Origin of the sequence: Mesorhizobium sp. M0848 (genome assembly GCF_040319805.1) — a bacterium.
Lineage (GTDB): Bacteria > Pseudomonadota > Alphaproteobacteria > Rhizobiales > Rhizobiaceae > Mesorhizobium.
On record NZ_JAMYOM010000002.1, the window covers coordinates 201017 to 221677 of the forward strand.

Below are 20661 nucleotides of genomic sequence, written 5' to 3' on the forward strand. Positions count from 1 at the left end.
GTCTCCTCGGCTGACATTATTCACGGCTCTCGACAAAAGTCAAACTGGGCAGAGGTATGCGATGCTCCCGCTTACGCCGAATCTGGTTCATCATTGCGCCGAATGCGCTCTGTCGTGGCATCGTTTGTGGTGACGCGGCCCGAGCCTGTGATTAGAACGTCTGAAAGAAAACCGCGGGGGAGCATGGGATGGGCAGTCCTTACGAACAGGATCTCGACAAGAACGCGGCCAACCATCAGCCGTTGACGCCGCTCACCTATCTGGAGCGCGCGGCCAAGACCTATCCCGACAATATCGCCATCATCCATGGCCGCCAGCGCATCGACTATCGCACCTTCTGGCAGCGGTCGCTGAAGCTTGCCTCGGCGCTCGACAGGCGCGGCATCGGCAAGGGCGACACCGTCACCGTCATGCTGTCAAACACGCCGCCGATGCTGGAGGCGCATTTCGGTGTGCCGATGACCAAGGCGGTGCTGCATTCGCTCAACACCCGCCTCGATGCCGCGGTCGTCGCCTTCCAGCTCGATCATGCCGAGACCAAGGTGCTGATCGTCGACCGCGAATTCTCCGGCGTCGTCAGACAGGCCCTGGAACTGGCCAAGGTCAAGCCGCTGGTCATCGACTATGACGATCCCGAATACGCCGCCGACGCGCCGTATCCGAAGGGTGAGCGCATCGGTTCGCTCGACTATGAGGACTTCATCGCCGGGGGCGACGCGGACTTCGCCTGGTCGATGCCCGACGATGAGTGGGACGCGATCTCGCTGAACTATACCTCCGGCACGACAGGCAATCCGAAGGGCGTCGTCTACCACCATCGCGGTGCTGCCCTGATGGCCTACACCAACACCATTCATGCCGGCATGGCCAAGCACGCCGTCTATCTCTGGACGCTGCCGATGTTCCACTGCAATGGCTGGTGCTTTCCGTGGACGCTCGCAGTCCAGGCCGGCACCCATGTCTGCCTGCGCTGGGTGCGGCCGAAGCCGGTCTACGATGCGATCGCCGATCAGGGCGTCACCCATCTGTGCGGCGCGCCGGTCGTCATGTCGGTGCTGATCAATGCCAGGGACGAGGACAAGCGCGTATTTCCGCAGACGGTCACTTTCAACACCGCCGCAGCACCCCCGCCGGAAGCGGTGCTATCGGGGATGGCGGATGCCGGATTTGCCGTCACCCATCTCTACGGCCTGACCGAGACCTATGGCCCGGCGGTCGTCAACGAATGGCATGGCGCCTGGGATGATCTCGAAAAGGGCGAGCGCAGCGCCAGGAAGGCGCGGCAGGGCGTGCGCTATGCAGCGCTCGAAGGCCTGACAGTCATGGACCCCGAGACGATGCGGACGATACCGGCCGATGGCGAGACCATCGGCGAGGTCATGTTCCGCGGCAACATCGTCATGAAGGGCTACCTGAAAAACCGCAAGGCGAGCGACGAAGCCTTCGCCGGCGGCTGGTTCCATTCCGGCGATCTCGGCGTCATGCACCCCGATGGCTACATCCAGCTCAAGGACCGCTCCAAGGACATCATCATCTCCGGTGGCGAGAACATTTCCTCTATCGAGGTCGAGGACGCGCTCTACAAGCACCCGTCGGTTGCCTCTTGCGGCGTCGTCGCCAGGCCCGACGACAAATGGGGCGAGGTGCCTGTCGCCTATCTCGAGCTGAAGCCCGGCAAGATCGCGACCGAAGCCGAGATCATCGATCACTGCCGCGCGCTGCTTGCCCGGTTCAAGGTGCCGAAGGCGGTCATCTTCGCCGAAATCCCGAAGACCTCGACCGGCAAGATCCAGAAATTCCGGTTGCGCGAGATGGCAAAGGACCTGACTTCGTCATCCTAGGGTGGAGCAGTCGCGAAGCGACGTCGCGGAAACCCTAGGATCCATGCCGTGACCTCTCAGCCATGCTCCAACGTCGAGGATGACAGGGCGCGCTTACCAGCGTAACTTCTTGATCCGCCACACTCTTCAGCAGACGTCGCGGCATGGATCCTAGGGTCTGCGCCGCGTCGCTTCGCTCCTTGCTTCGCCCTAGGATGACGAATTCATCAGGGCCAGCCGCTAATAGCGATCGTCGATTCCACCTTCTCACTGTCACCATCTGTCACCATTCGTACGCGTACATCGAATCCGCGTTGACAGGCCGCTCTTTTCAATTTACGAGTGACGAAAATCGAAATTCGTCACTCGTAAATTGACAGAGGATCATGTCCGAAGCCGCCACCATAGTCGCCGAAGCCGCCCGACAGGAAAATGTAACGCGCATTCTCGATTGCGCCGAGCGCCTGTTCCGGCATTATGGCTACGGCAAGACCAATGTCGCCGACATCGCGCGTGAACTCGGCATGTCGCCCGCCAACATCTATCGTTTCTTCGCCTCCAAGGTCGAAATCCACCAGGCCGTCTGCGGCCGGATGCTCGGTGCCAGCTACAAGATGGCCTACGAGATTTCGCGCCTGCCGATCAGCGCCGAGGAGCGGCTCCGGCGTTACGTGCATGCGCAATACAAGATGACGATGGAGGTCATGCTCGACGACCAAAAGGTCCACGAGATGGTCATCGTCGCCCTCGAACGGGATTGGGGTGTGATCGACAAGCATGTCGACAGCATTCACGACCTGTTTGCGGAAATCATTCGTGACGGCATCGAGGCCGGTGAGTTCAGAAAACAGGATCCGGTGATCGCGTCTCGCTGTTTCGGCGCCGCGACCGTCATCCTGTGTCATCCGCAGATGGTGGCGCAATGCCTTGCCAAGACCAACCGGGCAATGCCTGACGACCTCATCGACTATGCAATCAAGGCTTTGAAGTAGCCGCCGCCCGCCGGGCGCCGGTTCAACGATTCATCTCCATTTCGGGAGTACGCGCGTGTCTTCGTTCAGTTCAATCATCGGCAGGCTGCCGGCTGTGGGCCCGGTGCTGCTTGTCACCGCCACTCTCGGGCTTGCCGGCTGCAGCCAGGAAAAAGCCGAAGTCAAGGATATCATCCGTCCGGTCAAGGTTGTCGAGATCGCGAAGGTGCATGACACCCGCATGCTTTCCTATTCCGGGTCGGTGCGGGCCCGCACCGAGAGCGCTCTGGCGTTCCGCGTCAATGGCAAGATCACCGAGCGCCTCGTCGATATCGGCCAGCATGTGGCCTCGGGCGATGTGCTCGCCCGCATCGATCCCATTGACTACGACCTTTCGGTCAAGAGCGCGCAGGCAGCGCTCGATGCCGCCGAGCGGCAGGTCGAGACCGTAGAGCTTGCCCGCAAGCGTGCCGAGCAGCTTTTTGCCAAGAATTTTGCCCCGAAATCACAGCTCGAACAGGCGACCTTGACCTATGACCAAGCGGTCGCCACGCGTGATTCCGCCCTTTCGACACTTGCTCAGGCGAAGAACCAGGTCGGTTATACCGATCTCAAGGCCGACAGGGATGGCATCGTCACCACGGTCAGCGCCGACGTCGGCCAGGTGGTCGGTTCCGGCACGCCGGTTGTTACTGTCGCTGTCGACGGCGAAAAGGAAGTGCTGATCGCCGTTCCCGAAATGGAAATCGCCGAATTCAAGCCGGGCAAGGCCGTCAAGGCGGGCTTCTGGTCCGACGATGCGCTGGCGCTCGATGGCAAGGTCCGCGAAGTCGCCGGCAGCGCCGATCCGCAGTCACGCACCTTTGCCGTCCGCGTCAGCCTGCCCAACGATCCGCGTGTGCTGCTCGGCATGACCGCCAGCATCGAAGCCTCGGCGGCCAATGAGCGGCAGCTGGTCTCGATTCCGCTGAGCGCACTGGCCGAGCAAGGCACCCAATCGATCGTCTGGACCGTCGATCGTGGCGCCGACACCGTTCATGCCCGTCCGATCAAGGTTGCCGAGTTCGCCGCCGATGGCGTGCGTGTCGCAGAGGGTTTGAAACCCGGCGATGTCGTGGTCGCCGCCGGCACGCAATTCATGACCGAAAACCTGAAGGTGAAGCTCGCCGGTGATGCGGCGCTGCAATCGGCATCCGCGGCAGACGGCGACGCCAAGCAGGTGCGCTGACGACAGACAACCGGCTGCGCGTTCCCGCAGTCGCTGGTTTCCGGGCGGCAGGCGCCCGACCGAGACGCTCGATTGATGTAACCCCCACATCGATTTCGCGTCCCACCGCGATGAGCGTTTCTCCTCTCGGAGAGCCTTGCCGCCCGGAAGCCACTACGAACCCTCGATTTTGTTGCGCTAGATAGATGGACCAGCGTCGATGACCAATTCCACGGAAGAGAAGCGGCCCTTCAACCTGTCGCGCTGGGCAATCGGCCATCCCGCCATTGCGCGGTTCCTGTTCGGCCTGATCATCATTTCCGGCGCGCTCGGCCTGATGCGCATGGGCCAGAAGGAAGATCCCGATTTCACCTTCCGGATCATGGTCGTCCAGGCGATCTGGCCGGGCTCCTCGATCAAGGAGATGGAAGACCAAGTCGTCAACAAGATCGAACGCAAGCTGCAGGAAACGCCGCATCTCGATTTCGTGCGCTCCTTCACCCGCGCCGGCAGCGCCATCATCACTGTGCAGATCAAGGGCGACACCAACACCGCCGAGGTGACCGACGCCTTCTACCAGGTGCGCAAGAAGGTCGGTGACATCGCCGGTGACTTGCCGCAAGGTCTGCTCGGCCCCTATTTCAACGACGAGTTCGGCGACACCTTCATCACCTTGCATTCGATCAGCGGCGACGGCTTCAGCTATCCCGAACTGAAGAAGTTCGCCATCCAGGCGCGCGACATGCTTTTGACGACGCCCGGCGTCGAGAAGGCCGTCATCATCGGCGACCAGCCGGAAAAGCTCTATATCGACGTCTCGTCCAAGGCCCTGGCCGAACGCGGCCTGACGCTGACCGATCTGCAGAGTGCGATCAAGGGACAGAACAATGTCGACCCGGCCGGCTCCGTCGATACCGGCACCAACTCGGTACGCATCTCCGTCGAGGGCGACGTCGGCAAGGTCGAGGATATCCGAAACCTGCGCCTGCGCGCCGGCGGCCAGGTCACAAGGCTGGGCGACATCGCCACGGTGACCTCGGGGCTGGAAGATCCGTTCCAGCGCAAATACCGCTTCAACGGTCACGACAGCGTGCAGTTGGGCGTCGTCATGGCCAAGGGCTTCAAGGTTACCGACGTCGGCAAGGATGTCGAGGCCACCTACAAGCGCTTCGAAGAGGCGCTGCCCTACGGCGTTGCGGTCGACCAGATCTCCGACCAGCCGGGCGTCGTCACCGATGCGGTGGCCGAGTTCATGCATGCGCTTGGCGAAGCGCTGCTGATCGTGCTCGTCGTCTCGTTCCTGTCGATAGGCTGGCGTTCCGGCCTGGTCATCGCCATCGCCATCCCGCTGGTGCTGGCTGCGACCTTCGCCATCATGTACGAACTCGGCATCGACCTGCAGCGCATCTCGCTCGGCGCGCTGATCATCGCGCTCGGTCTTCTGGTGGATGACGCGATGATCGTCGTCGAGATGATGGAGCGCAAGCTGGAGGAGGGGATGGTCAAGGTCGAGGCGGCGAGCTTCGCCTATTCCTCGACCGCCTTCCCGATGCTGACCGGCACGCTGATCACCACGGCCGGCTTCATTCCGGTCGGCTTCGCGGCCTCAACCGCCGGCGAATATGTCCGCACCCTGTTCTATGTCGTCGGCATCGCGCTGATCGTCTCCTGGTTCGTCGCGGTCTATTTCACGCCATGGCTCGGCAACATGATCCTCAAGCAGCGCAAGCATGCCGGCGGCCATCACGATGTCTTCGACACACGTTTCTACCGCCGGCTTCGTGCTACCGTCAGCTGGGCCGTGCGCTATCGCATCATCGTCCTGGTGATGACGCTGGTCACCTTCGGCACCAGCCTGTGGGCTTTCCAGTTCATTCCGCAGAACTTCTTCCCGCAATCGTCGCGGCCGGAAATCCTTGTCGACCTTTGGCTGCCGGAAGGCACCAGCATCAAGGAAGTCGAGGCGCAGGCCAAGGCGCTCGAAACCAAGATGATGGACGACAAGGACAAGCGTTTCATCGCCACCTATATCGGCGAAGGCGCGCCACGCTTCTTCCTGCCGCTCGACCAGCAACTGAGCAATCCCAACTTCGCCCAGCTGCTCGTCATGGCTAATGACGAACCGGCCCGCGAACGGCTGATCGTCAAGTTGCGCACCGTCCTGGCGCAAGACTTCCCATCCATCCGTGCCAAAGTCGATCGTCTGTTCCTCGGCCCGCCGACCGGCTGGCCGGTGCAGATGCGCGTCATGGGGCCGGATCGCCAGGAGGTGCGCCGCATCGCCGACCAGGTGAAGGCGAAGTTCCGCGAGGATCCGCTGCTTGGCGCCGTGCATGATGACTGGCTGGAGCCGGTTCCGGCGATGAAGCTGGTCATCGACCAGGATCGTGCCCGCGCACTCGGCGTCACCTCGCAGCGCATCCGCCAGATGCTGCAGGCGGCGATGTCCGGCGCGCCGCTCGACGACTTCCGCGACGGCGAGGAGACGGTGTCCATCGTCGCCCGCGAGCCGGATGCCAGCCGCAGCCTGCTGTCCTCGGTCGACTCGGTCTATATCCCGACCGACTTCGGTGGCTTCGTGCCGCTGTCGCAGGTTGCCAAGGTGGTGCCGGTGCTGGAGCAAGGCATCGAGTGGCGCCGCGACCGTCTGCCGACCATCAGTGTGCGGGCAACGCTGCCCGACGGCGTGCAGTCCAATGACGTCGTCACCAAACTGTACAAGGATATGCAGGGCCTGCGTGACGGATTGGCGCCCGGCTACAAGGTCGAGATCCAGGGCGGTGCGGAGGATTCGGCGGAAAGCCAAGCTTCGATCGCCGCCAAGGCGCCGATCATGCTGGCCGTCATCGTCGTGCTTTTGATGATCCAGCTGCAGAACTTCGGCAAGGCGATGCTGGTGCTGGCGACCGGTCCGCTTGGCATTATCGGTGCTGCCGCGGCACTCTTGATCAGCGGCGCGCCGTTCGGCTTCGTCGCCATTCTCGGCGTCATCGCGCTGCTCGGCATCATTATGCGCAACTCGATCATCCTGGTCGACCAGATCGACCAGGACATCGCCGCGGGCATGGACCGCTACGAGGCGGTCATCGGTTCGGCCGTTCGCCGTTTCCGGCCGATCACGCTGACGGCGCTGACGGCGGTGCTGGCGCTGATCCCGATCTCGCGCGGCGTCTTCTGGGGTCCGCTCGCCTACGCCATGATGGGCGGCATCCTGGTTGCCACGGTGCTGACCATCCTGGTCCTGCCGGCCGGTTACGCCCTGTTCTTCGGCCGGGAGCCGAAGAAGCGCGGCGCGGAGGGACGGACGGACGATCTGGAACTGAGTCAGGAAGCCGAAAAGCCGCAACTGGCGCTGGCCGCCGAATAGATCGATCACGCAGTCGAAAAGGATCGGGCGCGCCGAAGCGCGCCCGATCCTTTTCACTTTTACGAGATCAGATGACGAAGAACCAGTTGGCGAGCAGCATCACCACCACGCCGGCGACCAGGGTCAGATAGGGCAGTATGCCCGCCTTTTTGACCGAGAGGTCGGCCCCCGTCATGCCGAGATCGGCCAGCATATGGTCGGGGAATTTGCCCTTGTCCTGGATATAGTGGCGGAAGCAGAACACCGGGATGATCAGGGCCGCCGTGATCAGGCCGGCCCACAGCGCCATCGGGTTCCACACCTTGGCGCCCGCGCCCATGAAGATCATGTTGACATAGGCGAAGATCGCGCCGACGCCGAGCAACCAGCTCGGCGCCTTCCAAGGCCGGGCGATATGGCCGTTGTCGATGCGGTGGATCCAGCCGGCGTTGAGGTTGAGGAAGTTGAAGATGATATAGCCGCAGTTCGACACGGCGAGGATGAAGAAGAAGCTCGTCGCGTCGGCAGAGGCGATGGCCAGCACGATCAGGTTGAAGACGAGGTCGGTCCACATCGCCCGCGTCGGCGCGCCATGTTCGTTGACGTGGCTGAGATAGCGCGGCAGCCAGCCGTCGACCGAGCCTTGGTAGAGCGTACGCGAAGAGCCGGCCATCGCCGTCATGATGCACAGAACCAGCGCCAGGATCATCAGCATCACCAGGAGGCTGTGGATCAGCGCGCCGCCGCCGACCATGCCGGCCAGCGCGTCGGCGACACCGGAGCCGTCGACGATCGGTGTCGCCAGCATGCCGTTGAGGCCAAGCACACCCTGGAAGGTGAACGGCACTAGGATGAACAGCAGCATGCACAAAAGGCCGGAATAGAAGATCGCCTTGAACGTGTCGGTGCCCGGGTTCTTGAACTCCGAGGTGTAGCAGACGGCGGTCTCGAAACCGTAGGTCGACCAGGCGGCGATGAACATGCCGCCAAGCACCAGCGTCCAGCCGGCAATGTTCCAGGCGCCGGGTTCGGGCGCATAGGCGGCCGCCAGCGGCACCAGCGGCGAGAAATTCGCCCAGTTGATCTGGCCGGTGACGATCGGCACCACGCCGACGATCAGCATCGGAATGATGACCAGCAGGCCGATATATTTTTGCACGTTGGCAGTGCCGAGGATGCCGCGATGCTGGATGGCGAAGATGATCAGCATCAGCACCGCGCCGATGAAGAAGGTCGCGTTGAGGGTGAACGAGACCGGCCCCAGCGTGTGGCTGTAGAGCGTCCAGTTGCGGATCACCGGCGTTGCCGCGGCGGTCACCGCGGTGATGGCGTCGGCGGCACTCGTCCCGGCATGCGCGGCGATATAGGCGACGACTTCGGGCGAGGCATCGGTGAACAGCGGCACCGGCGCCAACGCGTTGAGGATATAGGCGGCGGCGATCGAGCAGCCGAGCGACAGCACCGGCGACCAGGCGAACCAGTTGCACCACACCGACAGCGGCGCGATGAACTTGGAATAGCGCAGCCATGCGGTGGCGCCGTAGATCGACGCGCCGCCCGACTTGTTCGGAAACAGGCCGGCGATTTCGGCATAGGTGAAGGATTGCAGGAAGCCCATGATCATGGAGAAGATCCAGATCGCGAAGGCCAGCGTGCCGGTCGTGCCGGCAATGCCGCCGATCGAGAACAGGACGAGGGCAGGCACGCCGCTCGCCACCCAGAAGGCGCCCCGCCAGTCGATATTTCGGTGCAATTTGCCTTCGGCAAGCGGCTCCAGGACAGTCACTATCGTGCTCATATGTCTTTGTTCCCCATTTTGATGTTCCCCGTTCGTGACCGCCGCGGCTTCGCGAGGCTTCACCATCGACGCATGCATTGTTCGACTGCCGGTGTTTCCACTCAGTCGTATTTTTTTCTTAACAGTGAAGATTGATCCGGCGCGCTTTCAGGTCAAGCGAATTGTCGCGCCGTGCACATCCCGCTTGCGAAACATGTCAGCTTCACACTGGCGGGCAGGATTGTTCGGAAAAGGACCAGGGGTCTGGAAACGAAAAACCCGCCGGAGGCGGGTCGCGGCGCAAATCAGCACCATGGACGAATATGTAGCATAGCTGCCCTCAGCAGGTCAAGAAAAAATTCCTATCACGAACTGCCAGCACGGCCTCACTGTCTTGGGAGGAAGGCCGTCAGGAGCGTGGTTTGGTCTTTTGCGGATCGTAGTGGGCGAAGGCGACGACGCGCGCCGGCAGCCGCTTGGCATGGCTGTCGAGCTTGCCGATCTCGACCTCGGTACCGACAGCCGAATGGGTGACATCGAGCCTGGCCAGCGCGATGGTCTTGTTCAGCACCGGAGAACGCATGCCCGACGTGACCACGCCGATCTGGGCGCGGCCGACATGCACGCAGTCGCCATGGCCGACGTCGACATTGGCGTCGATGTCGAGGCCGACCAGCTTCGTCTGCGGGTGCTGCTTGCGGCGGATCAGCGCTTCGCGGCCGATGAAATCATCGGTCTTGCTCTTCAGCGGCACGGTGAAGCCGATGCCGGCCTCGAACGGGTCGGTCTGGTCGGAGAATTCGTAGCCGGCAAAGATCAGCCCGGCTTCGATGCGCACCATGTCCAGCGCCTGCAGCCCCATCGGCTTCAGCCCATGCGGCTGGCCGGCCTCCCAGATGGCGTCGAACACTTTTCCGGCGTCGCGCGGATGGCACCAGATCTCGTAGCCGAGCTCGCCGGTATAGCCGGTGCGCGAGACGACGACCGGAATGCCGTTGCCGCCACCAATGCGGGCGACGGCGAAGCGGAACCATTCGAGCTCGTCGATCGACGGCTGCAATGGCGAAGTCCAGATCACTTCTCGCAGGATGTCGCGGCTCTTCGGACCCTGCACGGCAATATTATGCATCTGGTCGGTCGACGAGCGCACCAGCACGTTGAGACCCAGCTTGGCGGCCGTCTCGCGCAGCCATTCGCCGGACAGATCGTCGCCGCCGACCCAGCGGAAATTGTCCTTGCCGAGCCGCAGCAGGGTGCCGTCGTCGATCATGCCGCCATGCTCGTAGCACATGGCCGAGTAGACCACCTGGCCGACGCCAAGCTTCTTGACGTCGCGGGTCAGCGTGTATTGCAGCAGCGCCTCGGAATCCGGGCCGGTGACCTCGAACTTGCGCAGCGGCGACAGGTCCATGATCACCGCGTCCTGCCGGCAGGCCCAGTATTCGGCGATCGGTCCGTCCTTGGCGAAGGAATTGGCGAGCCAATAGCCCCTGTACTCCTGAAAGTTGCGGGTGTGCTTGGCAAAGCTCGAATGAAAAGCTGTCTCGCGGGTCATTTTCGGTTCCGAATCGGGCGTCATGCGTCTGGCGATCGCTCGCGAGAATTTGTGCTGGCCGGAATAGGTCCGCACATGGATGTCGGTCGGGTTCCAGCCATTGGCCGGCGTCGTGTCGTCGGGGCAGGCGGAGGAAACGCAGACAATGTCTGTGAGCGCCCGCAGCAGCACGTAGTCGCCCGCCCGCGACCACGGCTCGTCGGACACCATGACGCCATGCGCGTCGATCGCCGTGTTGAAGAAGAAGTTGATCGCCATCCAGCCCGCGCGGGGATTGACGCCCTTGCCGGCCAGCGCACGGTTGAAGTTCTCCGAGCAGTTGGTGTGGCCGGGATAGCCGATGTCGTCGTAATATTTGGCCGCGCAGGCGAGCGCGAAGGCGTCGTGCCGGCCGCATGTGTCCTGCACCACCTCGACCAGCGGCTCCATGTCCTGGTCATAGTATTTGGAATACAGGCCGGGCATCGGGTAGCTCGCACCCATCAGCGTGCGCGTCGTGGTCACGTCGAGCGGATGATCCAGTCCCCTGTCCAGCTTGCGCGCCGAAAAGCACTGGAAATCGGTGCACTGGCGCCCGTCGACATCGATGATCTGGAGATAGTCGCCGGCCTTGACGAAATAGGCCTCCGCCGTCGCCGAATGGACGCGCAAATCGAGCACCGGGTCGGCCAGCGGATCGGCCAATAGCGATTTCACCGCCGCGCGGATCGTGGCGCGGCGAACGATGGCAGTCAGCGGCGTCGCCGTGTCGTGACCGTCGACCAGCATCGGCCCGCCGGGGGCCGCAATCAGCATCGCGCCATCGCGCGCGACGGTGAAAGCCTGTTCGATGCCGGCGGGCGTCGCGTCGCCGAACACGCGAACCGCCTTGGCATGGTCAAGCTGCACCTGCCGGCGCGCGAGCACGCTCCGTAGCGATGCGAGGCTGTCGTCGTCCTCTATGAGCAGCGCCTTGATGCCGGCAGCGTTGCTGTTCGATGCTTCACCGAAAATGCCGGGATCGGTCGCGCCGGTCCTGTCCCAGGCCAGCAACTCGCAGGCCTGCCCGCCTTCGACATTGCGCACGGTGATCGTGTCACCAGCCTCGATGTCGATCAGCACCGCGCCATTGCCCTGGATCGTATAACGCTCCATGCCCGGCGGCAGCGCGATCTGGCCGGGCCTCAGGATGAGGCTCGGCCGGGGCGGTCCGGCAGCGATTGCGGGGTAGGGCGACTGGCTCATTTCAGCCTTGCGGTTCGAGAAACAAGTTTGCCTGTGTGTGAAATTATTTTAGCGGTAAGAATAGCAGTGCGCGTGCGTTTGACAAGGCGAAGCGCACTTCTTCCCTTCTCCCCCAAGGGAGAAAGGTGGGGCGCGCGCAAACGCTACTCGAAATCCTCGGAATGGCTGACCGTAACGCCGTACTCCGCAGCCGAGTCGAGCATCGTATGCCAAAGGCTTTCGGCAAAGGTCGCGAACACCAGGAGGTTGAACACCGCCAGGCCATCCGGCCGATCATTCCCGCGCCAGAGCGTGACGCTGGTGTGGTCCATCGACGTCGCAGCAGCGGCACCAATCGGAAACGAGGCGGCATGCAGGTCGATCGACGACAGCTTGGCGAGCATGGCGCGCGCCTGGATTCCGGAAACGCTGATCAACGCGCGTGCATGTGATTGATCCGATAGCGAAGCGGGACCGGTGAATGCCGGCGCCAGCGTCCACATCGTGTGCTTGCCACTTTTCGACAAGATCAAGAACTGATCCGGCCCCGACCAGATCAGCGTGGCATCCGGAGTTTGTACCGCCTTCGGCGCATCCGGTGCCGCGATGCCGAAGCGGGTCCTAGTCGCCTTTGCCAGTTCGGCTCCTTTGCCGCGCCGCGCCATCACCTGGATCAGGTCAAAATTGCGAACCTCGGTCAGCGAGACGCCGGCCTCGATACCGCGTGCACCATGCACGCCGGTAACAAGCGCCTTTTCAAGGGGACTGCGGGGAGCCCAGGAAAACTCAGCCACGCTGGCGCCCTCCATCCGGATCGTAGAAGACGGGATTGCACAATTCGACATCATAATCCTCACCGCGCAACGGATCATGCGCGTGGACGATTTCGCCGATCCGCTCGCGGCCGCGCTCGACCAAGGCCAACCCGATCCACTGATCCAACGTGGGCGAGAAGCAGACCGAGGTGATATAGCCCTGGTCGTTGCCGGGGCCGGGCGTCTGACCCTTCGGGATGATGTGCGCGCCAGAGCGCAAGCGGCGGCCCCTGTCGGTCGGCTTGATGCCGACCACGACCTGGCGATCCGGGGCGACCAGCGCCTCGCGTCCGGCCATCACGCGGCCGATGAAATCCTTCTTGGTCGACATCATTTTGCCGAGGCCAAGATCGGCGGCTGTCGTCGTGCCGCTCAGTTCCGGTCCGGCGACGTGACCCTTTTCAACGCGCATGACACCGAGCGCCTCGGTGCCGTAGGGCGTCACACCGAAGGGCGCGCCGGCCAGCATCAGATTGTGTGCCATGGCATCGCCGAAGCGTGCCGGCACGGAGATCTCGAAGGCCATTTCGCCGGAGAACGAGATGCGGAACAGCCGCGCCTTGAGTCCGCCGCGAAGGGTCACCTCGCGGGCGCCCATGAACGGAAAGCCTTCGTTCGACAGGTCTTCCGACGGATCGACGATCTCCTGGAGCAGGTCGCGTGTCTTCGGCCCGGCGATCGAGAATTGCGCCCACTGGTCGGAGACGGAAGTGAGCTGCACGTCGAGCTCCGGGAACAGCACCTGGCGGCAGAATTCGAGATGCTGCATCACCAGCCCGGCCTTGGCCGTGGTGGTGGTGAGAAAATAATGGTCCTCGGCCAGCCGCGATGTCGTGCCATCGTCATAGACGATGCCGTCCTCGCGCAGCATCAGCCCATAGCGCGCCTTGCCAACTGCGAGGCTGGAGAAGGTGTTGATGTAGACGCGATCCAGGAAGGCGCCGGCATCGGGGCCGTGCACGTCGATCTTGCCGAGCGTCGAGACATCGCAGAAGCCGACGCCACCGCGCACCGCCTTGACCTCGCGGGTCACCGATTCCAGCCAGTCCTTCTCGCCGGCGCGCGGGTACCATTGCGCGCGTTTCCACAGGCCGGTGTCGACGAAGACAGCACCTTGTTCCACGGCCCAGTGGTGCGACGGCGTCAGCCGCGTCGCATGGAACGTCTCGTCGCGGTGATGGCCGGCGAAGGCGCCGATGGCGACCGGCACGTAAGGCGGCCGGTAGATCGTCGTGCCGGTCTCGGGGATCGAACGGCCGCTGACCGCGGCCATGATGGCAAGGCCGGCGACATTCGAGGTCTTGCCCTGGTCGGTGGCCATGCCGAGCGTCGTGTAGCGCTTCAGGTGTTCGACGGATTCAAAGCCTTCGCGTTGCGCCAGTTCGATGTCAGAGGCGGTGACGTCGTGCTGGTAATCGACAAAAGCCTTGCCCTTGCCGGCGACGTGCCAGAGCGGCGTCAGCGAGAATGCCTCGTCGTCGGCGGAAGGCGCGGTACCCACTGTGCCGCCATGTCCCCTGTCACGCGCCGCTGCCGCGCCGGCGGCAAATCCCTGGCTCAGGCAGGCGCCGAGGCCGAAATCGCCATTGGCGGCGCCAGCGGCGACCATGCCGGGAGGCGCGCCGTCGGGCACGAAGGCGGAGATGTCGTCACGCCACGCTGGCCGACCGCGATGGAAGGAGGTCAGCCCGACCGCCGGGTTCCAGCCGCCGGAAACGGCGAGCCCGTCCGCTTCGACCTCGGCGCGCGCGCCGCCGGTGAGCGACACCGCGATTTTCCTGACGCCATCCTTGCCGCCATCGACGCCACTGACGGAACCATGCAGCACCGGGAAGCCGCCCTTGGAGGCCAGCGAACGATGCGCCGGCGACACTTCGGACCGTGCATCGATGACCGCCGCGATCTGTAGGCCGGCACCGAGTGCCGTCTCGACCGTGCGCCAGCCATCCTCATTGTTGGTGAACAGCGCGATGCGTTTGGCCGGTGTCGCCGCATAGCGCGCGACATAGGTGCGCATGGCGGACGCCATCATCACACCGGGCGTGTCGTTGCCGGCAAACACGATCGGCCGTTCGATGGCGCCGGCCGCGACAACGCAACGCTTGGCCACGATCCGCCACAGCCGCTGGCGCACCTGATGCTGAGGCGGCGAGGGCAGGTGGTCGTTGACCCGCTCGATCGCGCCATAGGTACCGCCATCGTAGACGCCGAATAGTGCCGTGCGGGTCATGATGCGGACGTCCGGCATATCAGCCAGTTCAGTCAGCGTCCGCGACAGCCATTCGGCTGCCGGCACACCATCGATCGTGCCGCCATCCGACAGCAGGCGGCCGCCGGGGACAAAATCCTCTTCGCACAGGATGACGCGGGCACCAGCGCGGCCGGCTGCCAATGCCGCGGCCAGACCGGCCGGGCCGGAGCCGGCGATCAGCACATCGCAATGCGCCCATGCCTTGTCGTAGTGGTCCGGATCGGCGACGCCTGCGGCGCGGCCAAGGCCGGCGGCGCGACGGATCGCCGGCTCGTAGATCGCTTCCCAGAATTTCGCCGGCCACATGAAGGTCTTGTAGTAGAAGCCGGCAACGAAGATCGGCGCGAACAGCTGGTTCACCGACATCACATCGTGTCGCAGCGATGGCCAGCGGTTCTGGCTGGCGGCTTCCAGCCCTTCATAGAGTTCGGCTGTCGTCGCCTTGGTGTTCGGCTCGCGCCGTGCGCCGGTGCGCAGCTCGACCAGCGCGTTGGGTTCTTCCGAACCGGCGGTGAGAATGCCGCGCGGGCGATGGTATTTGAACGAGCGGCCGACCAGCTTGACGCCATTGGCGATCAGCGCCGAGGCGAGCGTATCGCCCTGGAAGCCGGAGAAAGCCTTGCCGTCGAAACGGAAGTTCAGCGGCGCCGAGCGGTCGATGAGACCGCGATTGCCGAGCCGGTGTGTCTGCGCGCCGGCCATCACGCACCGACTTTCGCGGCGCCGGCACCCGCCGCTGGTTCGACCGACGAAATCTCGTGCGTCAGCGAGTTGCGGGTGACTTTCAGCCAGGCCCGGCAGCCGCCGCCATGGTACCAGTGTTCGCTGGTCTGTCCGGCGACATTGTCGCGCAGATAGACATAGTCGAAGACCTCGTCTTCCGAGGCGCCGGCTTCGGGCCGCACAGGCTTGGCGTCGCCGAGATAGGTAAACTCGCCGAGTTCGCGTTCACCGCAGAAGGGACAGACAATGCGCATGCTGTTCTAGACCGCCTTCAATGCAGGTTCGGTTGGGCGCCCTGGCCCTTTTCGTCGATCATGGCGCCAGTCCGGAACCGGTTGAGGCGGAACCGCGCGGCTTCTTCGTGCGATTCGTCGCGCGCAAGAAGATGGGCAAAGACGAAGCCGGAGCCCGGCGTCGCCTTGAAGCCGCCATAGCACCAGCCGGCGTTGAGATAGAGCCCGTCGACCGGCGTCTTGTCGATGATCGGCGAACCGTCCATCGACATGTCCATGATGCCGCCCCACTGGCGCAGCAAGCGCACGCGGCCGATCATCGGCATCAGCGCCATGCCGCCCTCGCAGACGTCCTCCATGACAGGCATATTGCCGCGCTGGGCATAGGAATTGTAGCCGTCTATGTCGCCGCCGAACACCAGCCCGCCCTTGTCGGACTGGCTGACGTAGAAATGGCCGGCGCCGAAGGTCATGACACCAGGGATGAGCGGCTTGATCGCCTCGGAGACGAAGGCCTGCAGCACATGGCTTTCGATGGGCAGGCGCAGGCCGGCCATCGCCGCGACGCGCGATGAACTTCCGGCAACAGCCATACCGACCTTGCCGGCGCCGATCTTGCCGCGCGACGTCTCGACGCCGGTCACCTTGCCATTGGCGTCCCTGACGAAGCCGGTGACTTCGCAATTCTGGATGATGTCGACGCCGAGTTCGCTCGCCGCATGCGCATAGCCCCAGACAACAGCATCGTGCCGCGCCGTGCCGCCGCGTCGCTGCAACAGCCCGCCTTGCACGGGAAAGCGCGCATTGTCGAAGTTCAGGAACGGTATCATCTTCTTGACGGCAGCGAGGTCGAGCAGTTCGGCGTCGATGCCGTTGATACGCATGGTGTTGCCGCGCCGCGCATAAGCGTCGCGCTGTGCGTCGGAGTGGTAGAGGTTGATGACGCCGCGCTGGCTGACCATTGCATTGTAGTTGAGGTCCTGCTCCATCCGCTCCCACAGCTTCATCGACAATTCGTAAAAGCCGGTATTGCCTGGCAGGCCGTAATTGGAGCGGATGATGGTGGTGTTGCGGCCGGCATTGCCGGAGCCGATCCAGCCTTTTTCGAGCACGGCAACATTCTTGATGCCGTACTCGCTGGCGAGAAACCAGGCGGTGGCAAGGCCATGGCCGCCACCGCCGATGATCACCACATCGTAGCGGTCCTTCGGCGTGGCGTCGCGCCAGGTGCGTTGCCAATTCTTGTGGCCGGACAGGGCAGCACGGGCGAGCGAAAAGATCGAATATTTCATACGTTCATTCCGAGGTCGCTCGCACCGCGCTGGTGGTCAGATATCCAGCGTGTGGTCGCGCTCCCATTGCGTGAAGTGCGAAGCATAGGAATTCCATTCCTGGTGCTTCAGCTTTAGGTAGGCCGACGAGAATTCCTCACCCAGCGCCGCCTTGAGCGATTTGTCCTTGTCGAACTCGCGCAGCGCGTCGAGCAGATTGAGCGGCAGTTTTGGCGCGCCCTTCACCGTGTGCCCATGCTGGTACATGTCGATGTCGTAGCGCTTGCCGGGATCTGCCTTCGAGCGGATGCCGTCGAGGCCGGCGGCGATGATAACCGCCTGCAGCAGATAAGGGTTGGCAGCACCATCCGGCAGCCGCAGTTCGAAGCGGCCGGGGCCGGGCACGCGCACCATGTGGGTGCGGTTGTTGCCGGTCCAGGTCACCGTGTTCGGCGCCCAGGTGGCGCCCGAAATGGTGCGCGGCGCATTGATGCGCTTGTAGGAATTGACCGTCGGGTTGGTGATCGCGGCAAGCGCGGAAGCATGCTTCATGATGCCGCCGAGGAAATTCCGGCCCTTGGCCGACAGGCCAAGCTCCATCGCATTGTCGGCGAAGACGTTGGTCTTGCCCGATTTGTCCCAGACCGAGATATGGGCATGGCAGCCATTGCCGGTCAGGCCCTGGAAGGGTTTGGGCATGAACGTCGCGCGCAGGCCGTGCTTCTCGGCGATCGACTTGACCATGAATTTGAAGAACGAGTGCTTGTCGGCGGTCGCCAGCGCGTCGTCGAAGGCCCAGTTCATCTCGAATTGGCCGTTGGCATCCTCGTGGTCGTTCTGGTAGGCGCCCCAGCCGAGCGCCAGCATGTGGTCGCAGATCTCGGCGATGACGTCATAGCGGCGCATCACAGCTTGCTGGTCGTAGCAGGGCTTTGAGGCCGTGTCGTATTCGTCGGAAATCGTCTTGCCGTCCGGCGAGATCAGGAAGAACTCGGCCTCGACGCCGGTCTTGACATGCATGCCGTCGCTGGCGGCCTCCGCGATCAGCCGCTTCAGCGTGTTGCGCGGCGCCTGGTCGACCTCCTTGTCGTCCATGATGCAGTTGGCCGCGACCCAGGCGACCTCAGGCTTCCACGGCAGCTGGATCACCGAATCCGGATCCGGAACCGCCAGCATGTCGGGATGCGCTGGCGTCAGATCAAGCCAGGTGGCGAAACCGGCAAAGCCGGCGCCATCCTTCTGCATGTCGGCGATGGCTTGCGCCGGCACCAGCTTGGCACGCTGGCCACTGAACAGGTCAGTGTAGGAAATCATGAAATATTTGACGTTTTTCGCCCTTGCGAATTCAGCAAGATCAACTGTCACGGAAGTTCCCCATTTTTTGTCGATTGTGGCCCCAGAGCGTGTGGGCTTCGGCCCTTCATTGATTAGAAGCCGTTCTTCCCCGGTATCCAGTTGGTGCCGGCCAGCGGTACGCCGGCCATGGCGGCTGCCTCGATCGTCAGCGCGACGAGGTCCTCGGGTTCCAGATTGTGCAGGCTGTTCTTGCCGCAGGCACGGGCGATGGTCTGCGCTTCCAGCGTCATCACCTTGAGGTAGTTCGCCAGCCGGCGTCCGGCGGCCACCGGGTCGACCCGCTTCATCAGTTCGGGGTCCTGCGTGGTGATGCCTGCGGGGTCGCGCCCCTCGTGCCAGTCGTCATAGGCGCCGGCCGTGGTGCCGAGCTCGTTATACTCCGCCTCCCAGCGGGGATCGTTGTCGCCGAGCGCGACAAGGGCGGCCGTGCCGATCGAGACCGCGTCGACGCCGAGCGCCAGCGCCTTGGCGACATCGGCGCCGTTGCGGATGCCGCCGGAGACGATCAACTGCACCTTGCGGTGCATGCCGAGATCCTGCAGCGCCTGCACCGCCGGCCTGATGCAGGCAAGCGTCGGCATGCCGACATTTTCGATGAACACCTCCTGTGTCGCGGCGGTGCCGCCCTGCATGCCGTCGACGACGACGACATCGGCGCCGGCCTTCACGGCAAGCGCCGTGTCATAGTAGGGCCGGGCACCGCCGACCTTGACGTAGATCGGCTTTTCCCAGTCTGTGATTTCGCGCAATTCGAGGATCTTGATCTCGAGATCGTCGGGACCCGTCCAGTCCGGATGGCGCGAGGCCGAGCGCTGGTCGATGCCCTTCGGCAGCGTGCGCATTTCGGCGACGCGGTCGGAAATCTTCTGGCCAAGCAGCATGCCGCCGCCACCCGGCTTGGCGCCCTGGCCGACGACGACTTCGATCGCATCGGCACGGCGCAGATCGCGCAGGTTCATGCCATAGCGCGACGGCAGGTATTGATAGACCAGCTGCTTGGAATGGCCGCGCTCTTCCTCGGTCATGCCGCCATCGCCGGTGGTGGTCGAGGTGCCCGACAGTGTGGCGCCGCGCCCGAGCGCTTCCTTGGCGGGCCCCGACAGCGAACCGAAGCTCATGCCGGCGATGGTGATCGGGATCTTCAGCTCGATCGGCTTCTTGGCATGGCGTGAACCCAGCACGACCGATGTGTCGCAGCGTTCGCGATAGCCTTCGAGCGGATAACGCGAGATCGAGGCGCCGAGGAACAGGAGGTCGTCGAAATGCGGCAGCTTGCGCTTGGCGCCGGCGCCACGGATGTCATAGATGCCGGTCGCCGCCGCACGGCGGATCTCGGAAAGCGTATAGTCGTCGAAGGTCGCGGATTTGCGCGGCGTCGTCGGCGGGTTGCGATAGGTCATGCTGCCTCAATACGCGTCGGCGTTGTCGATATTGAAATTGTAGAGCGTGCGCGCCGAGCCGTAGCGCTTGAACTCCGACGGCTTGACGCCGGTGACGCCGGCACGGTCGAGCAGGCCTTGCAGCAATTCCAGATGCTCGGCCCGCATCTCCTTGGCGATACAGTCGGCACCCAGGCTGTCGACCTTGCCGCGCACGAAGAGACGCGCCTCGTAGATGGAATCGCCCAGCGCGTCGCCGGCATCGCCCAGCACCACCAGATTGCCCGACTGCGCCATGAAGGCCGACATGTGGCCGATATTGCCGTGCACGACGATGTCGATGCCCTTCATCGAAATGCCGCAGCGCGACGACGCATTGCCTTCGATGACCAGCAGGCCGCCCTTGCCGGTGGCGCCGGCATACTGGCTGGCGTCGCCTTTGATGGTGATCGAGCCCGACATCATGTTCTCGCCGACGCCGGGACCCGCCGAGCCGTGCACGGTGATGGTGCTGCCGGAATTCATGCCGCCGCAATAATAGCCGACGCTGCCGCGCACATCGATGGCAACAGGCTGGTCGACGCCGACGGCGACCGAATGGCTGCCTTTCGGGTTCAGCACTTCCCATGCCGTTTCGTTCGAGCCGGGAGCCAGATTGTGCAGCGCCTGGTTGAGTTCACGCAGCGACAATTGGTCGAGATCGAAGACCCGAGGGTCGTGTGCTGCCGTCTTTGAAAGCGTGGTTGCCGGCATG

13 protein-coding genes are annotated in these 20661 nt (G+C 63.6%); 4 read left to right on the top strand and 9 right to left on the bottom strand.

Going from position 1 to position 20661, the window contains the following annotated elements:
• Positions 1–188: 188 nt before the first annotated feature.
• The 4 genes from NKH95_RS02850 to NKH95_RS02865 all read left to right on the top strand — a co-directional run bounded on the left by NKH95_RS02850 (position 189) and on the right by NKH95_RS02865 (position 7365).
• Positions 189–1841: an acyl-CoA synthetase gene (locus NKH95_RS02850; protein WP_352891002.1), complete on the top strand. Its 1653-nt coding sequence runs from the start codon at positions 189–191 to the stop codon at positions 1839–1841.
• A 365-nt stretch (positions 1842–2206) separates the two neighbouring features.
• Positions 2207–2812 carry a TetR/AcrR family transcriptional regulator gene (locus NKH95_RS02855; RefSeq protein WP_023808749.1) on the top strand — a complete coding sequence of 202 codons (606 nt, stop codon included), beginning with the start codon at positions 2207–2209 and terminating at the stop codon, positions 2810–2812.
• A 55-nt stretch (positions 2813–2867) separates the two neighbouring features.
• On the top strand, positions 2868–4019 hold the full coding sequence (locus NKH95_RS02860; protein WP_352891004.1) for an efflux RND transporter periplasmic adaptor subunit: 1152 nt from the start codon (positions 2868–2870) through the stop codon (positions 4017–4019).
• 199 nt (positions 4020–4218) lie between these two features.
• On the top strand, positions 4219–7365 hold the full coding sequence (locus tag NKH95_RS02865) for an efflux RND transporter permease subunit (protein WP_352891006.1): 3147 nt from the start codon (positions 4219–4221) through the stop codon (positions 7363–7365).
• Between the two features lie 67 nt (positions 7366–7432).
• On the opposite strand, the gene NKH95_RS02870 is transcribed toward NKH95_RS02865, so the two are convergent.
• The 9 genes from NKH95_RS02870 to NKH95_RS02910 all read right to left on the bottom strand — a co-directional run bounded on the left by NKH95_RS02870 (position 7433) and on the right by NKH95_RS02910 (position 20660).
• Complete coding sequence (locus NKH95_RS02870) at positions 7433–9142, bottom strand: trimethylamine N-oxide permease (protein ID WP_023808746.1); 1710 nt, start codon at positions 9140–9142, stop codon at positions 7433–7435.
• Between the two features lie 388 nt (positions 9143–9530).
• Positions 9531–11900 (bottom strand): trimethylamine N-oxide demethylase, encoded by a 2370-nt coding sequence (locus NKH95_RS02875; protein WP_352891008.1) that lies wholly within the window; start codon positions 11898–11900, stop codon positions 9531–9533.
• Between the two features lie 143 nt (positions 11901–12043).
• Positions 12044–12673 carry a sarcosine oxidase subunit gamma gene (locus tag NKH95_RS02880; RefSeq protein WP_352891010.1) on the bottom strand — a complete coding sequence of 210 codons (630 nt, stop codon included), beginning with the start codon at positions 12671–12673 and terminating at the stop codon, positions 12044–12046.
• The gene (locus NKH95_RS02885; RefSeq protein ID WP_352891012.1) at positions 12666–15647 is read right to left on the bottom strand and encodes a sarcosine oxidase subunit alpha; all 2982 of its coding nucleotides are present in this window, start codon (positions 15645–15647) and stop codon (positions 12666–12668) included. Before NKH95_RS02885 ends, NKH95_RS02880 begins: the two co-directional genes overlap by 8 nt.
• Positions 15647–15922, bottom strand: coding sequence for a sarcosine oxidase subunit delta (locus NKH95_RS02890; protein WP_128302428.1), 276 nt, complete (start codon positions 15920–15922; stop codon positions 15647–15649). Before NKH95_RS02890 ends, NKH95_RS02885 begins: the two co-directional genes overlap by 1 nt.
• A gap of 17 nt (positions 15923–15939) precedes the next feature.
• On the bottom strand, positions 15940–17193 hold the full coding sequence (locus tag NKH95_RS02895; RefSeq protein ID WP_352891014.1) for a sarcosine oxidase subunit beta family protein: 1254 nt from the start codon (positions 17191–17193) through the stop codon (positions 15940–15942).
• A 36-nt stretch (positions 17194–17229) separates the two neighbouring features.
• Complete coding sequence (glnT, locus tag NKH95_RS02900; RefSeq protein ID WP_352440034.1) at positions 17230–18537, bottom strand: type III glutamate--ammonia ligase; 1308 nt, start codon at positions 18535–18537, stop codon at positions 17230–17232.
• 62 nt (positions 18538–18599) lie between these two features.
• Positions 18600–19928: an FMN-binding glutamate synthase family protein gene (locus tag NKH95_RS02905; RefSeq protein ID WP_023808740.1), complete on the bottom strand. Its 1329-nt coding sequence runs from the start codon at positions 19926–19928 to the stop codon at positions 18600–18602.
• Positions 19929–19934: 6 nt separating this feature from the next.
• Positions 19935–20660: a GltB/FmdC/FwdC-like GXGXG domain-containing protein gene (locus NKH95_RS02910; RefSeq protein ID WP_023808739.1), complete on the bottom strand. Its 726-nt coding sequence runs from the start codon at positions 20658–20660 to the stop codon at positions 19935–19937.
• Position 20661 lies beyond the last annotated feature (1 nt).